This window comes from Parahoeflea olei (assembly GCF_001703635.1).
In the GTDB taxonomy this organism is placed as follows: Bacteria; Pseudomonadota; Alphaproteobacteria; order Rhizobiales; family Rhizobiaceae; genus Hoeflea; species Hoeflea olei.
Genome location: NZ_LQZT01000049.1, coordinates 1 through 14,100, shown reverse-complemented (window position 1 = coordinate 14,100; position 14,100 = coordinate 1). Strand labels below are relative to the sequence as shown.

Sequence of the window (14,100 nt, the reverse complement as noted above, 5' to 3'; positions counted from 1 at the left end):
AGCGCTTTTTCGGCTGCGGCACGAAGAAAAACGCCCCGTTGCGGCGTCCGCGCCGCGTAATTGACACAGTCATCGGTGCATTCGGGGTTTCTGATGCAACAGCGCTTTCATGGTCATGGGCTTTCCGGTTATAAAGATCATGAATCGGAGCCCGCGAACGCTCTCGACATGATCCATGAAAGGTGGCCCAAGCCTGACAGGTTGGCCCAGACAGGAAAGACCGCGCGATGCCGCAAGACCACATTCGATACGACATTCTTGCCCAGGACGCGTTGCGCGGCGTGATCCGCAAGGTTCTGTCCGAAGTGGCGGTGACCGGATACCTGCCGGGCGACCATCATTTCTTCATCACCTTCCTGACCGAAGCGCCCGGCGTGCGGATCTCGACGGCGCTCAAGGAACGTTATCCCGAACAGATGACGATCGTGGTGCAGCACCAGTTCTGGGACCTGAAGGTCACGGAAGCGCAGTTCGAGATCGGGCTGTCCTTCTCCGACAAGCCCGAAAAGCTGATCATCCCCTTCGCCGCCATTCGCGGCTTCTACGACCCGTCGGTCAATTTCGAGCTCGAATTCGACACCGTGCTCGACCATGCGGCCAATGACGGCGGCGACATCGACGAGGACAGCCACGCGGAACTGTCGGAGGTGGTCGACCGGCTGGTCGACCCCACCAACGGGATCGAGACCGCGGCCAAGGCGGACGGCGAACCCCAGCCCGGCGGCGACAAGAAGGCCGGCGCCGACGTCGTCTCGCTCGACTCCTTCCGCAAAAAGAACTGACACGGTCCGGCCGATGAGCGGCGAGGTCGTCAACCTGCGCATGGCCCGCAAGCGGCGCGACCGCGCGGCCCGGGAGGCCGACGCCGAGCGCAACCGCTTCGAGCACGGGCGTTCGAAGGCCGAACGGGAACTCGCCCGCGCCCGCAACGACAAGGCCGAGCGCGATCATGCCGCCTCGCGCCGCGAACCGGGCGTACCCGGCACCGACGACGGCGACCGCAAGGCATGACCGGCGCGCAGATGCGCAAGCATTCGCTCAGCATCCGCGGCCACCGCACCAGCATCACCCTTGAAGACGCCTTCATGGAGGCCCTCCGGCAGATGGCCGCCGAGCGCGGTCTGGCGCTTGCGGCACTGGTCGCCGAGATCGACGCCGCGCAGGAAACGCCGGGCAACCTGTCCTCGGCGCTCAGGCTCGCCGTGCTCGACTGGGCGCTGCAGGGCAAGGCGCGGCCAGACCCGGATTAGGCCGCCGCGCCGCCCCCAACCGAAAGACCAAGGCTGTTCGACTGTCAGGCGGCCGCGTGATCGCGCGGCACAAGATGCGCCGAAACGGACAGGCCGACCGCATCCGTGCAAGCCTGGATGATTTCGAACAGCTTGGCAGCCCAAGGATTGCCGGCTGCACTCAGGGAGCCCATCAGGTTCTTGCCCTGCAAACTGTGCAGAAGCCGCCCTGCCCTGGCTTTGCACAGGGACGCTACCAGCCGATGGCACGGGCGGGCGCGGCCGAAGGCGGCCCCTCGCCGCGCCGCGGCCTCTACCCGTCGGGGGCGATCAGGCTGCGGATCGGGTCGTCGACGCCCGGCAGGTCTTCGAATTGCAGCTCCGGCATCGTCGAGAACGGCGTGTCGCCCTGGTTCGCATCGCCGGACGGCGCGGGCAGCGTGCGGCGCTCGATCGCCGATGGCAGCGAGCCGGAGGTGGTGCCGGTCGTCTCCTGCGCAGCCGCTTCGGCTGCGGCTTCGGCGGCCCGGCGCTCGGCTTCCGCCTGGCGAGCGGCGTCTTCGGCGGCCAGCCGCGCGGCTTCCGCGGCGGCCCTGGCGCGCGCCTCTTCCTCGGCGCGACGGGCTTCTTCCTCGACGCGACGGGCTTCTTCCTCGGCGGCGCGGCGCGCTTCCTCCTCGGCGGCCCGGCGGGCGGCCTCGCGCTGCTCGGCCCGCTCCCGGAGCAGCGCCACCTCGCGCCTGAGCCGCTGCTTTTCGACGACACCGGCCTGCAGCAGTTCGACCTTGCGGCGTTCGCGTTCGAAGGCGCGCATCGACAGGTAATTGGTCAGCTGCCCGGCATCGATCGACACCGCCGGATCGGTCAGCAGCCCCGCGACCGAGAAGGTCAGCGAGGGATCGCCGCCGGCGATCGCCTCGACGCCAGGCGCGAAGGTCAGACGCCAGTCGGACTCGAGCCTGAGCCCCACCAGGTCCACCCGGGCATCGCCCGCGAGTGTGGCCTGCTCTGTGTCGATGGCGGCGGAGGAAAAGCGCATTACCCCGCCGGTCAGCGTAAACGGCAGGCTGAGCCTGTCCGCCCGCATCTCGCCGCCGCTCATGAAGCCCGCCACCAGGGTCGCCACCCGTCCCGGTTCGAGCTCGAAACCGTCACGGTCGGCCGCCCCCAGAATGCGGGCGAAGGTGCCGGGGGCGATCCCCGAAATCGACAGATCGGTGGCGGAGACCTCGCCGCCGCCGGCGAGCGATGCGACCAGCTCGCGCATCGACTTGCCGGTGCCCTCGAGCGACATGACGGCGCTTGCCTTGCCCGACAGCGCAGACGCGCCGCGCAGCGCCCGGTCGAGCGCGGCGAGATCGGCACCGGTCGCGCGGATGCGTCCGGACAGGAAGGCCGAGCCATCGGAATTGGTGAGCGACAGCTCGCCCTCGAGCCGGCCCGAGAGCCAATCGGCCTGGGCATTGCCGAGCCTCATCTCGCCATTGCCGGTGGCGAGTTCGGCCTTGAATTCGCTCGCCATTCCGGCACGTCCGAGATCGATCCGACCGGCCGAGAGCGCAAGTGTCATCTCCGGCTGGCCGCTCGCGGGCGGCAGGAACGGCGTGTCGTCCCAGGCGGCCCCGTCGCTGCCCGAGAGCTGCGGGCCGAGCGCGAGCTCGCCGAGCCAGGCCAGATCCGCACGGTCGATGCGAAGCGCGCCCGTGCCGGAAAGCGCCGCGCGGGTGCGGTCGAAGGCCAGATCGCCCGAAAACCCGTTGTTGTCCGCCTGGCCCACGATGTCCGACAGCGTCGCGCGGGTGTCGTCGAGCGCGAGCTTCGCCGTCATCGTCAGCGGCAGCCCGGCGCCCGCCTGCGGCAGGAACTGGCCGAACATCATCGCAAACGGCTCGATGTCCGCGGCCGCAAGATCGAGGTCGAAGCGGCCGGTCGCGGCGGTGTCGGCGGAGATCTTTGCATCGCCCTTGAGCGCCAGTTTCGACGTGGCCGAAGAAAGGTTCGCCGCGACTGCGAACGCGCCCGCTTCCGCGCCGCCGTCGGCGGTGACGTCGAGCCGCGCCGGCCCCTCGCCCTCGAGCGGCAGAACCGCAAAGCCCATCTGTTCGAGAAGCCGGTAGGTTTCGGGATTTTCGGCGCTGATGCGAATGTTTTTCGGGCCGTCGCCGCCCGGCATCAGCCCGGTGCCCGCGGCATTGACGGAAAAGGCGCTGCCGCCGGCTTCGCCGGTCGCGGTCAGGTCCGGTCCGGCCTCGGGGTCGAGCACCAGCGCGAGATCCGCCGACAGCCCGTCGAAAGCGGCACTGTTGGCGCCGAGCCGGCGCACCAGGCCATGGCCGCCGGTCGCCCGCTCGGCCAGGGCGAACAGCCCGTCCGCGGTCCTGGCCGACACCTGCCCGGTGATACGGCCGCGCGGGGCCGCGAGCGCCCCTTCGAGTCTGGCGTTGAAGCTGCCTTCCGCGCCGCCGAAATCGGCAAATTTGAGACGGTCGAGCGTGACCGCACCGTCGCGCCAGGACAGCGACGTTTCGAAGCCGCCGATCCGGTAGTCGCCGAAACTGAAGCTGTCGGCCTTGATGCGCGCGGCGCCGTTGTATCTCGACAGCGGCACCGTCGCGCCGGTGTCGGCCGCGGCGAGCAGCGCCAGCGCCCGCACCGCATCGACATCGAAGGCGTCGCCCGACAGTTCCACCGACAGCGACGGCACGCCCTCGGCGGGCGTCTGGCGTTCGAGCCGGCCTTTCAGGATCGCCGGGCCGACGGCCACTTCCAGCTTCTCGAAGCGCTGCAGCGACGGCGACAGGCTGACATTGGCGGAAAAGCCCGCCGCGCCCAGTTGCCGGATCACCGGATCGACGTCGCCGACGAGCCAGTTGGCAAGGCCCGAGGGCTGGGTGGAGGCGACGGTCAGCGCGCCGTCGAAGCGCGCAGCCGCGCCTGAAACCAGTCGCCCGCGCGCTTCCACCGTGGTGCGGCCGGGGAGGTTTGCGGAAAAGGCGTCGATCAGCCAGGCCTCGCCATCGGGGCGGGCGTCGAGCGAGATCTGCCTCAGCGTGGTGTCGCCGGCGATGATCGCCGGCAGGTTGAGCGAGACCCGGCCCGGGAGCGGCGGCGGCGGCAGCCGGTCGAGAAAGGCGTTGACGACGGCAAGCCGCTCGGCGAGCGGTCGCGCTTCGGGCGCGGCGTCGCCCGCCCCGGCCCCCTCGCCGCCCAGGCGGTCCATGTCGATCTGCTGGCCGTCGGCCACCAGCAGGAATTCCGGCTTCGGGCCGGTGTCGATGGTGGCCTGGCCGGTGACCACATAGGGATCGTCCGCAAGCCCGATCTCGGCGCGCCATTCCCGGATCGACAGCCGTTCGTTGCTGACCGCGAAATCGCCCTTGGCGACGATCAGCGGCCGCTCGGGTGCCGACCCGCCCTTTTCGGCGCGCGACAGGCCGGTGAAGGTGAACAGCCCGTCATAGACCGGCTTGTTGGCCTCGATCCGGGCCACGCCTTCGGTTTCGAGAAGCACCGGCCAGTCGTCGGGCACCGCACGCAGGCGCATCCGGATCGATCCGTCCGCCGCCGCCACCCCGGTGGTCAGCGACACGCCGCCGCGCTTGCCGGCGATCGCGCCTTCGGCTTCGATGCTCCAGGGCCCGGACAGGGACTTGGCCGACACCAGGGCGCCGATGTCGTCAATGGTGGTGGTGCGGCCGTTCTGCTCGTCGACGATCGTGATGCGCGCATCGCGGACCGAGACCTTTTCGAGCACCACCAGATCGCCCGGGGGCGTGGGCTTGCGCTTGAGCGCCCAGTCGAGCGTGCCGTCTTCCAGGATCCGCACCACCGCCTTCGGCGCCTCGACGCGCATGTCGAAGATCAGCACCTCGCCGCTCAGGAACGGGGCCAGCTCGGCATCCATCGAGAACTTGGCGATCGTCATCGCCGGCTGCGCATCCTCGCCCACCGTCACGTCATGGAAGGTGACCGACGGGAATGGCAGCAGCCGGGCGGAGGCCTCGCCGCGCACCTTGACCGTCTGCCCGATGATGCGGCTGGCCTCGGCCTCGAACGCGGTCCGGTAATTGCTCCAGTCGATGAAATAGGGAGCGATCAGCGCGAAGAACAGCGCAAGGACCAGCAGGCTGCCGAAAGCGACGAATGCACGAATCAGTGGTCAGTCCTCCTGGTTGTCCGCCCCCCCGGGGAGCTTCGGCTCACCGGTCGAACGAAAAGATCTTGCCCGGGTTCATGATGTTCAAGGGATCGAGCGCCCGCTTGATCTCCCGCATCACCTGAATGGCCCCGCCCATTTCCTTCTCGAGATAGGGCCGCTTGCCCTGGCCTATACCATGCTCGCCGGTGCAGGTTCCATCCATGGCGAGCGCGCGCTCGTTCAAGCGGCCGACAAAGCTTTCAGCGGCCGCGACCTCGGCCGGGTTGTCGGCGTCAAGCAATACCAGAACATGGAAATTGCCGTCGCCCGCATGGCCGACGATCGGCGCGACCAGCCCGGTGGCGGCAATGTCCTCCTGGGTCGCGCTCACGCATTCGGCAAGCCGCGAGATCGGCACGCAGACATCGGTGGAAATGCCCTTGGCGCCGGGGCGCAGCGTGAACGACGCCCAATAGGCGTTGTGGCGCGCCTTCCACAATTCGGTGCGCTGTTCGGGATTGGTGGTCCAGCGGAACTCGCCGCCGCCGCATTCGGCCGCGATCTCGCCGAACAGCGCCGCCTGCTCGGCAACGCCCGCCTCGGTGCCGTGGAATTCGAGGAACAGCGCCGGCACCTCGGGATTGCCGAGATTGGAATAGGCGTTGCAGGCCTTCATCTGCAGCGCGTCGAGCAGTTCGATGCGGGCCACCGGAATGCCCATCTGGATGGTGTGGATCACCGCGTTGCAGGCCGCCTCCACGCTCGGGAACGGGCAGACCCCGCCCGAGATCGCCTGCGGAATGCCCTGGAGCCTCAGCGTGACCGATGTGAGCACGCCGAGCGTGCCCTCCGAGCCCACGAACAGGCGCGTGAGATCATAGCCGGCGGAGGACTTGCGCGCGCGCCGCGCGGTGCGGATTTCCTCCCCCGAGGCGGTGATGGCGCTGACCGCGATCACGTTGTCGCGCATGGTGCCGTAGCGCACCGCATTGGTGCCGGAGGCGCGGGTGGCGGTCATGCCGCCGATGGAGGCATTGGCCCCGGGATCGATCGGGAAGAACAGGCCGGTGTCGCGCAGATGGGTGTTGAGCTGCTCGCGGGTGACGCCGGGCTCGACCGTACAGTCGAGATCCTCGGCATTGACCTCAAGCACCCTGTTGAGGCGCGTGGTGTCGACCGAGATGCCGCCATGGGGCGCATTGATGTGGCCTTCGAGCGAGGTGCCGGTGCCGTAGGGGATGACCGGCACGCGGTGATCGGCGCAGGCGCGCACGATCACGGAGATCTCTTCGGCGGACTCCGGATAGATCACCGCATCGGGCAATTGCCCGGGAATATAGGTGGTAGTGTGGGCATGCTGGGCGCGCAGGGTTTCGCCGGTCTGGACCCGGTCGCCGAAGCGTTGACGCAACACGCCGATCACGGTTGCGATGCCGTCCTCGTTGCGAAGACCGGCGGCGACATTTTCCAGGCTCATCGTGTTTCTCCCTGCACGCGCCCCGGGCGCGATTGCCGGCCGGCTGCTTGCCGCACCGGGTCGATGGGGTAATGTGCAAACTGAGGCGCGCTTGTCCAGTGCGCGTGAACGGGCGGGGCCGATTTGCCGCCGCCCGGAGGGGAGACGACATGACATTCGATGCACCGGTGGCGACGCCGGCCCGCGGGCTTGATCCGGACTGGCTCGATTACAACGGCCATCTCAACATGGCCTATTACAACGTGCTGTTCGACCAGGCCGCCGACCAGGTGTTCGCATTGATCGGCTGCGGCCCGGGCTATGTCGCCGAGCGGGGATTGAGCTTTTTCACGGCGGAGGCGCATGTCTGCTATGTGCGCGAACTCCGCCCCGACGCGATGGTGCGCACCGAAAGCCGGATCCTCGATTTCGACGCCAAGCGGATCCGGCTCTACCAGGAACTGATCCATGTCGACGGCTGGCTGTCGGCCACCAGCGAAACGCTGCTCCTGCATGTCGACATGGCGGGCCCGCGGGCGGCGCCGATGCCGGAGGACGTGGCCGACAAGGTCACCCGCATGGCCGCGGCGCACAGCCGCTTGCCGGTTCCGGAGCGCGCGGGACGATCGATCGGCATCCGCCGCAAGCCCGCCACGGGTGCGCCGAGCCATCAGGAATAGTGGTTGCGCACCACCGCCTGGGCCAGTTCCTCGCGGTCGATGACGCCGACCACGTCCTCGGCCCGCGGCACGCCGGAGGCGGTGTCGACGACGATCGCGTAACTGCGCTCGCGCCGGCTCATGCGGGTGACGACGGAGTTCAGGTTGGCGGTCGGCGTGGCGATCACGAAATCGGTCTTCATGATGTCGCCGAGCGTCTGGCCGCCGAACCGGTCGGCCCGGTAGGGAATGGTGGCGAAGCGGACGAAGCCGACGAGGCGCTGGCCGTCGGTGACGATCACGCGATTGGTCTCGATGTCGACGCGGGTCAGGGCTTCGGTCACGCTGATGTTCATGTCGAGCACGGTGAAGCTGCGCGACATCACCTCGCGCGCGGGCTGGACCAGGAACATGTTGGTGGTGCGGTCGGTCGGGATCGCGCGGCCGCGCTTCCTGAGCTTGATCGTGTAGATGTCGTTGACCACCAGCGCCCGGCGCACGCCGAGCGCGAGCGCCACCGCCAGCACCAGCGGCAGGATGATGTTGTAGTCGCGCGTCATCTCGAAGACCATCACGATCGCGGTCATCGCGGCGGACGTGCCCGCGCCCACCATGGCGCCCATGCCGATCATCGCGAACATCGGCACCGACAGCCCGGCATCGGGCAGAAGCCACTGCCCGGCTGTGCCGATGGCGGCGCCGAGCGTCGCGCCCATGAACAGGCTCGGCGAGAAGATGCCACCCGAGGCGCCCGAACCGAGCGAGATGGTGGTCGCCAGCATCTTGCCCACGAACAGCGCCATCAGCAGCATCACGCCCATGTTGTTGTCGGTGAGGATGTCCTGGATGGTGGCATAGCCGACCGACATCACGTGGTAGTGGCCGGAGGTCAGCATGAACAAGTATCCCATCGTGCCGACGGCGGCCATGCCGAGCACGTTGCGCAGATACTCGTTGATCTTCATCTCCTCGAACTTGTCTTCCATGAATTCGAGGACACGGACGAACAGGAAGGCGGCCACGCCGAGCACGATGCCGGTGAAGGCGGCAAGGCCGATCTCGGCGAAATTGACCGCGCTGTCGGCCGGCATCTGCGTCCACAGCGGAATGTGGAAGGCGGCTTCGGCGCCGATCATCTGCCGGTAGGCATAGGTCGAGGTGGCAGTCGCCGCGACCACCGGCAGGAAGCTCCGCGGCGAGATTTCCGGCAGCAGCACCTCGACCGCGAACAGCACGCCGCCGAGCGGCGTGTTGAAGGTCGCGGCAATGCCCGCGCCGGCGCCGGCGGCGAGCAGAATGATCTTCTGCGAGCGGATCAGCCTCAACCGGCGGCCGAGCGTCGAGCCGAAGGAGGAGCCGATCTGGATGATCGGGCCCTCGCGGCCAACGGAGGCGCCGGTGCCGATCGACAGCGCCGAGGCAAACGACTTGATGACGGCGACGATGCCGCGGACATTGCCGTCCTTGTGGTAGATCGCGAACATCACCTCGGGCACGCCGTGGCCCTTGGCCTCGGGCGCGAAATTCTTGACGAGCCAGACCACCATCAGCCCGCCGATGATCGGCACCAGGATGATGAACGGCCCCCAGGGGCTCGGCGCGCCATAGGAATTGGGGTCGAGCTCGAAGGAGAACTGGCCGTAGAACGAGACGTTGTAGATGACGGCGATCAGGTATTTGAAGGCGATGGCGCCCGCGGCCGCCACCAGCCCCACCACGAAGGCAAGCGCCACCAGCACCGCCAGCACCACTTCGCGCTCACCCGGCGGCTGAGCCTCCTCGCCACTGGTTGCGGGAGGGGTGGCCGGATGGGATGGAGACGTCATGGGACTCGGACAATGGTTTTGGGGCGGGAGTAACCAAGGGTTTTCCACGGATTTGCGCGGCTGACAACCCAAAACCCGAAAATCCCGCCAGAATGACCGAAATCGGTCGAGATGATTGCGATTTTCCCCGAATTCGGCGTGCTTTCGGCCACTCCGTCCACTTCGCGTCGGTGGAGGCCCGGCGAACCGTTCCAGGCGATTTCACCACGTCCCGAGATGGGTTATAGCTCTCCGGCCCGGCGCCACAGCGACCGAGTTGCTTGCACAGGATGAGAACGATGGACACTTCAATGCCGGCCCTTTCGGCCGTGGGACTTTATGCGGCGCTCAACATGGCGATCCTGATCTGGATCTCGCTTGCGACCGGGCGGCTGAGGATGCGCTACAAGATCTCGATCGGCGACGGCGGCCATCCGCACATGATCCGCATCATGCGCGGCCACGCCAATGCGGTGGAAAACATGCCGATGTTCTTCGTGCTGATGCTCGCGGCCGCGCTGCTCGGCATGCCGGCGCTGGCCGCCCATGCGCTCGGGCTCGTCTTCACCGTCGGTCGCGCCATGCATGCCTGGCACTTCATCCAGGACGACGCCCCGCGCTGGCAGCGCGGCGGCGGCTTCGGGCTGTCGTTCCTGGCGCAACTGGTGCTGCTGATCGGCGTGCTGGGCCACGGGCTGTGGTCGATGGCCGCCGGCTGACCGGCGCGCCCGACCGCACGAAGCTCAAACCCGGGCCGCGGCGGCAGCGCCGCGACCCGGAGGTGGTAAACGGCCCCTCCGTCAGTTGAGGACGCGGCGCAGGGCGGGGATGCGGGCGATCACCAGCTGGTCGATCGCCAGCACCGCCACCAGCGTGATCCCGGCCATCGGGAAGGCCAGCGACACGGCAAGCGCCACCAGCACCGCGCCGCGCCACAGCGGCATGTCACGCGGCAGCGGCGGCGGCGCAAGCCGCGGCTGGCCCGCCGGTCGCCGGATCCACCACATCACCACGCCGCTCACGCACAAAAACACCACCGACAGGCAGACGACCGTGTTGGCGAGCACACTCCACAGGCCCATCGTGCCCATGTGCAGGGCGATGCCGACGGCCATGGCCTTGCCCGCCCAGGAGTAATCCTCGTAGCGCACATCGGCGAGAATGTTGCCGGTGTAGCGGTCGACATGCACGGTGCGGTCCGACGTGGGATCCGGGCTGTCGGTGCTCATCGAGTCGCGGCTGAAGGTGTAGACCCCCGAGGCCCCGGACGGCAGGTTCATCTGGTAACGGCCGTCAAAGCCGATCCGGCGCGCGAGCCGATCCATGCTGTCGAGACCGATTTCCTGGTCCGCAGGCAGGCCCGGCGCGCCGGCCTGGCTGCCCGAGGCCGGCATCGGCGTCTGTTCGAGCGCCCAGGGCACTTCCTTGGGACCGTGGTTCATGCTGGCATGAAGATCATCCGAGAGCGGGACATTGTCCCATTTCTCCGCCGGGAACTGGCTCCAGGCCTGCACGAATTTCTCGCCCCAGACGCCGGCCCAGGACAGGCCGGAGACCAGGAAGAACACCAGCACCAGCGAGATCCAGAAGCCGAGCACGCCGTGCAGCGAGCGCCAGGCGACGCGGCCGCCGCGGCCGAGCGCGGGGACCAGCGCCGCGCGCCAGCCGGCCTGGCGCGGCCACCACATGTAGAGCCCCGAGACGATCAGCACCATGCCGAGCGAGGCGGCGATCTCGATCATCCGGTCGCCGGTCACCCCGAGCAGCAGGTCGCCATGCAGGTTGTCGAGGAAATCGTACCAGCCGCTGCGGCGCGGAAACGCGTCGAGCACTTGAGCGGTGTAGGGATCGACGGTGACCATGCTGGCGACGTCGCCGGTGTCGACACGGAAGATCGAGGCAAGGCCGGGGCCGCGCGGGGCGACATACTGGATTAGGGTTCCGCCCGGGATCGCGGCCACCGCGGCCTCGGCCTGGACGGAGACCGGCAGCACCGCTTCGCCGACCGCGACGCGGGTGTACTCGCCGTCGCGGCCGTCGAGATAGGCGATCCAGGTCATCGACATGCCGGACAGGGCGAGCAGGATGAAGAAGGGGATGACGTAGAGCCCGGCATAGAAATGCCAGCGCCACGCCGCGAGATAAAGTTTGCCGGCGCCCGCGGGCGCAGCCGGTCGTTCCGGCGCACCGGACGCGTTGATCGAGACCATCAGTCTCTCCTCTGAATGCTTAAAACGGAAGTGTTCAGGCGTCAGAGAAGAATGGGCGGAGCCCGGGCATGGCGGGCGGAACGGAGGCCGCCGGAACGCAGGAGGGCGGTTTCGAACGAGACGGCCTCGACCCAGGCGAGATCGAGCGGCGCCAGCACCGGCGCGGTGTCCGCAAGCGCTGCGGCATGGATCTGAATCGACCAGTCGCAGGGCGTCTTGGATTGCCGGTCGTCCGGATCGCTCCCCTCGCCTGTGAGCAGGATGCCGGCGCCGTCCCCCGAACAGATGACGATGGCAAAGCCGCCGGCGCCGAAGCGGGGCATGGTGTGGGCGGAAAAGAAGGAATAGGCCAGCAGCGGCGCAAACAACAGCACCGCCAGCAGACGCCTGGTCTCACGTTCCCGAAATGCCCTCAACATGGATCGTCCCTACACGTGAGCAGGCCGGTTGGGAAGACGGTTTCGGCAACATGCCCGGGGCACAGCCAGGCGGACAGCCAGGCGGCACGCGCGCCCGACATCACCCCGCCATGCGGTCCTTGAGGATCAGTGCGGGCATGGTGTCGCTGGCGTCGGCCAGGAAATAGCGGTCGCGGCCACCGCGCTTGGCGCGATAGAGCGCGGCATCGGCGAGCTTCATGGTCGCTTCGAGCGGATCTCCGGCCCGATGCAAGGCGCAGCCGATGCTGACCGTCAGGCCGAGCTCGAGGCCGGCCACCACCTTGCCTTCCGCCCGCATCATCGCGCAGAGACGCTCGGCCGTCGCCACCGCCTCCGTCTCGCGCGCGCCGGGCAGGAACACGCCAAACTCCTCGCCGCCCAGCCGGCCGATCAGCACCTCGGTCGCAAGCCCCCTGCGCAGCACCTCGGCGATGCGCTTGAGCGCCTCGTCGCCGACATCGTGGCCATGGGTGTCGTTGACCGCCTTGAAATGATCGGCATCGATCATCAGGAAGGCGCCGCCACCCGCCAGGATCTCGCGGGTCCTGCCGAGCAGGTAGCTGCGGGTCAGTACGCCGGTGAGCGCATCGTAGCGGATGTAACGGTCGATCTTGTCGATGGTCAGCGCCTGGTTGCGGAACAGGGCGAGCACCACAAGCGCGATCGGCGGCGTCAGCAACAGCGGGATCAGCGCCGCGGGAAACACCGCGATGCTGAAGAAGGGCAGATATCTCTGGCCCAGAACCAAGAACGGAAACGCAAAGGTCAGGACCGGGATCAGCACCGCAAACAGCGTGACCACCGCCGCGACCTGGTACACCCGGCGCATCGTGCGGATCTGCAGCAGGCTCTCCATGGGCATCGCATCCCCGCTTGTCCGGCCCGTCTATCCGGCCCGTCTATCCGACTTGGCTCCGGTGCAGCATAGCGGCAAAGCCCTAAGACTTGCTGAAACCGGCGGCGGGGGCCGCCTGCCCTTGCCGTCGCCTGCCTGGATTGCGGCGAGTCCGGCCGCCAGGCACCCTTGAAGTCTGGCCGCAAGACTAACGTGGCATCCGCCCGAAGCCCGCGCGATCCGCCGCCGCGCCGCCGCTGGCCGCCCGACCTGGCGGCGCGCGCGGGGCAAGGCGCGACAAGGTGCGGGCGGACCTGTTTCAGTGGTCGCGGGCCGCCCCCACGCAGGCGCCTGTGGCCGTTCGATGCCGCCAGGCCCTTGCATCCCGCGGCGACCGTCGAGCCGCGGGATCTTGCTGCCGATCTGGCGACAGGCCCGACCCTGCATCGGCGGACACGCACCCCGTGCAGGCACGGACCGGGGGCGGCGATGCAGGCTAGCGCCGTTCCCGCGGAAGCTTGTGGCGCGGGCCGGGGTCCGGTTCGGGCTGACGCTCATCGCCACCGCGGTCTTCACGGCCGAGGCCATCGCGTCCGCGGTGCCCGTCCCTGCCCCTGTCCCTGTCCCTGCCCCGGCCCCTGTCCCACTGGGGGCTGTCGCGGCGGTCATCCCGGTTCCATCCGTCACGGCCGCGCCGGTCATCACGATCCCAGCGGTCGCGGCGGTCATACCGATCCCAGCGGTCGTGCCCGCGGCGGTCATGCCGGTCCCAGCGGTCGTGCCCGCGACGGTCGTCACGCCGCCAGCCGTCACGATCGCGGCGGTCGCCGTCCCGGCCGAAGCGCGCGCACTGGCTGTCATTGACCACGCGCCAGCCGTCACGCCGCGCCTCGCAGGCATTGGGGAAGGTGCGGACATTGCCGCCGCGCGTGGCGCAGACCGGCTGATAGATCATCGGGCAGGCCTGGGCGACCTGATAGGAACCAGTGCCATTTGAGCCCCCGGCCTGGGCCACCTCGCCGCCGCCGAGAATAAGGGTCGCAGCCAGGAGCGCGAGCGCGAAGCGGGATGTGAGGCCGGCCGAAAGCGTCCGGACCAGCCGCCCGAAGGACGAGGCCCGTCCCGGGACATGTGCTGCAGTTTCGGCCATGATGCACTCCTTGCGATTGACGGGCGCCGGATGCCCGGCGGGTGGCGTTTCAGGGACTGGGACGTGGACGCCTGAAAAAGCAACACCCCTCCCTGTTCGGCCCCGGTTCTGGCCGTTTTGTGGGATTGTGTGCGTCAAGTTCTGCAAATTGGGCGGCCATGAAGCTGGTCATGCGGCT

The 14,100-nt window shown here is 68.4% G+C and carries 12 protein-coding genes; 5 read left to right on the top strand and 7 right to left on the bottom strand.

The genetic code is table 11. The features are described 5' to 3' along the window. The first annotated feature begins 227 nt into the window (after nucleotides 1-227). The 3 genes from AWJ14_RS19910 to AWJ14_RS19900 are packed head-to-tail and all read left to right on the top strand — an operon-like array spanning nucleotide 228 to nucleotide 1,250. The gene (locus AWJ14_RS19910) at nucleotides 228-782 is read left to right on the top strand and encodes an SspB family protein (protein WP_066183665.1); all 555 of its coding nucleotides are present in this window, start codon (nucleotides 228-230) and stop codon (nucleotides 780-782) included. 13 nt (nucleotides 783-795) lie between these two features. Then, nucleotides 796-1,011, top strand: a complete 216-nt coding sequence (locus AWJ14_RS19905; protein WP_066183662.1) for a DUF4169 family protein — start codon at nucleotides 796-798, stop codon at nucleotides 1,009-1,011. Then, a complete protein-coding gene (locus tag AWJ14_RS19900; RefSeq protein WP_066183660.1) occupies nucleotides 1,008-1,250 on the top strand; it encodes a ribbon-helix-helix domain-containing protein in 243 nt (80 codons plus the stop codon). The genes AWJ14_RS19905 and AWJ14_RS19900 overlap by 4 nt, the downstream gene beginning before the upstream one ends. 292 nt (nucleotides 1,251-1,542) lie before the next feature. Here the strand turns inward: AWJ14_RS19900 and AWJ14_RS19895 are convergent, their stop codons facing one another. Together AWJ14_RS19895 and AWJ14_RS19890 are read right to left on the bottom strand one after the other, a co-directional pair. Beyond that, nucleotides 1,543-5,382, bottom strand: a complete 3,840-nt coding sequence (locus tag AWJ14_RS19895) for an AsmA family protein (protein WP_280949324.1) — start codon at nucleotides 5,380-5,382, stop codon at nucleotides 1,543-1,545. 46 nt (nucleotides 5,383-5,428) lie between these two features. Beyond that, nucleotides 5,429-6,844: an FAD-binding oxidoreductase gene (locus tag AWJ14_RS19890; protein WP_066183655.1), complete on the bottom strand. Its 1,416-nt coding sequence runs from the start codon at nucleotides 6,842-6,844 to the stop codon at nucleotides 5,429-5,431. A 149-nt stretch (nucleotides 6,845-6,993) separates the two neighbouring features. Here AWJ14_RS19890 and AWJ14_RS19885 point away from each other — a divergent pair, with 149 nt between their 5' ends. Continuing rightward, nucleotides 6,994-7,503: a thioesterase family protein gene (locus AWJ14_RS19885; RefSeq protein WP_066183652.1), complete on the top strand. Its 510-nt coding sequence runs from the start codon at nucleotides 6,994-6,996 to the stop codon at nucleotides 7,501-7,503. On the opposite strand, the gene AWJ14_RS19880 is transcribed toward AWJ14_RS19885, so the two are convergent. Continuing rightward, the gene (locus AWJ14_RS19880) at nucleotides 7,494-9,308 is read right to left on the bottom strand and encodes a chloride channel protein (protein ID WP_066183649.1); all 1,815 of its coding nucleotides are present in this window, start codon (nucleotides 9,306-9,308) and stop codon (nucleotides 7,494-7,496) included. The two genes, AWJ14_RS19885 and AWJ14_RS19880, sit on opposite strands and share 10 nt — an antisense overlap. 278 nt (nucleotides 9,309-9,586) lie before the next feature. Here AWJ14_RS19880 and AWJ14_RS19875 point away from each other — a divergent pair, with 278 nt between their 5' ends. After that, nucleotides 9,587-10,006: an MAPEG family protein gene (locus AWJ14_RS19875; RefSeq protein ID WP_066183646.1), complete on the top strand. Its 420-nt coding sequence runs from the start codon at nucleotides 9,587-9,589 to the stop codon at nucleotides 10,004-10,006. 81 nt (nucleotides 10,007-10,087) lie between these two features. Here the strand turns inward: AWJ14_RS19875 and AWJ14_RS19870 are convergent, their stop codons facing one another. The 4 genes from AWJ14_RS19870 to AWJ14_RS19855 form a co-directional block, all read right to left on the bottom strand. Beyond that, a complete protein-coding gene (locus tag AWJ14_RS19870; protein ID WP_066183644.1) occupies nucleotides 10,088-11,497 on the bottom strand; it encodes a PepSY-associated TM helix domain-containing protein in 1,410 nt (469 codons plus the stop codon). A gap of 41 nt (nucleotides 11,498-11,538) precedes the next feature. Continuing rightward, nucleotides 11,539-11,916: a DUF2946 family protein gene (locus AWJ14_RS19865; RefSeq protein ID WP_139112714.1), complete on the bottom strand. Its 378-nt coding sequence runs from the start codon at nucleotides 11,914-11,916 to the stop codon at nucleotides 11,539-11,541. Between the two features lie 100 nt (nucleotides 11,917-12,016). Next, nucleotides 12,017-12,793: a GGDEF domain-containing protein gene (locus AWJ14_RS19860; protein WP_066183639.1), complete on the bottom strand. Its 777-nt coding sequence runs from the start codon at nucleotides 12,791-12,793 to the stop codon at nucleotides 12,017-12,019. A gap of 475 nt (nucleotides 12,794-13,268) precedes the next feature. Beyond that, nucleotides 13,269-13,922, bottom strand: a complete 654-nt coding sequence (locus tag AWJ14_RS19855) for a Kazal-type serine protease inhibitor family protein (protein WP_066183635.1) — start codon at nucleotides 13,920-13,922, stop codon at nucleotides 13,269-13,271. Nucleotides 13,923-14,100 lie beyond the last annotated feature (178 nt).

What these genes read in the sequence shown, in the direction of transcription:
- AWJ14_RS19885 (WP_066183652.1), top strand. Translation starts at nt 6,994, where the DNA reads ATGACATTCGATGCACCGGTGGCGACGCCGGCCCGCGGGCTTGATCCG.
- AWJ14_RS19910 (WP_066183665.1), top strand. Translation starts at nt 228, where the DNA reads ATGCCGCAAGACCACATTCGATACGACATTCTTGCCCAGGACGCGTTG.
- AWJ14_RS19875 (WP_066183646.1), top strand. Translation starts at nt 9,587, where the DNA reads ATGGACACTTCAATGCCGGCCCTTTCGGCCGTGGGACTTTATGCGGCG.
- AWJ14_RS19890 (WP_066183655.1), bottom strand. Translation starts at nt 6,844, where the DNA reads ATGAGCCTGGAAAATGTCGCCGCCGGTCTTCGCAACGAGGACGGCATC.
- AWJ14_RS19855 (WP_066183635.1), bottom strand. Translation starts at nt 13,922, where the DNA reads ATGGCCGAAACTGCAGCACATGTCCCGGGACGGGCCTCGTCCTTCGGG.
- AWJ14_RS19905 (WP_066183662.1), top strand. Translation starts at nt 796, where the DNA reads ATGAGCGGCGAGGTCGTCAACCTGCGCATGGCCCGCAAGCGGCGCGAC.
- AWJ14_RS19900 (WP_066183660.1), top strand. Translation starts at nt 1,008, where the DNA reads ATGACCGGCGCGCAGATGCGCAAGCATTCGCTCAGCATCCGCGGCCAC.
- AWJ14_RS19865 (WP_139112714.1), bottom strand. Translation starts at nt 11,916, where the DNA reads ATGTTGAGGGCATTTCGGGAACGTGAGACCAGGCGTCTGCTGGCGGTG.
- AWJ14_RS19880 (WP_066183649.1), bottom strand. Translation starts at nt 9,308, where the DNA reads ATGACGTCTCCATCCCATCCGGCCACCCCTCCCGCAACCAGTGGCGAG.
- AWJ14_RS19870 (WP_066183644.1), bottom strand. Translation starts at nt 11,497, where the DNA reads ATGGTCTCGATCAACGCGTCCGGTGCGCCGGAACGACCGGCTGCGCCC.
- AWJ14_RS19860 (WP_066183639.1), bottom strand. Translation starts at nt 12,793, where the DNA reads ATGGAGAGCCTGCTGCAGATCCGCACGATGCGCCGGGTGTACCAGGTC.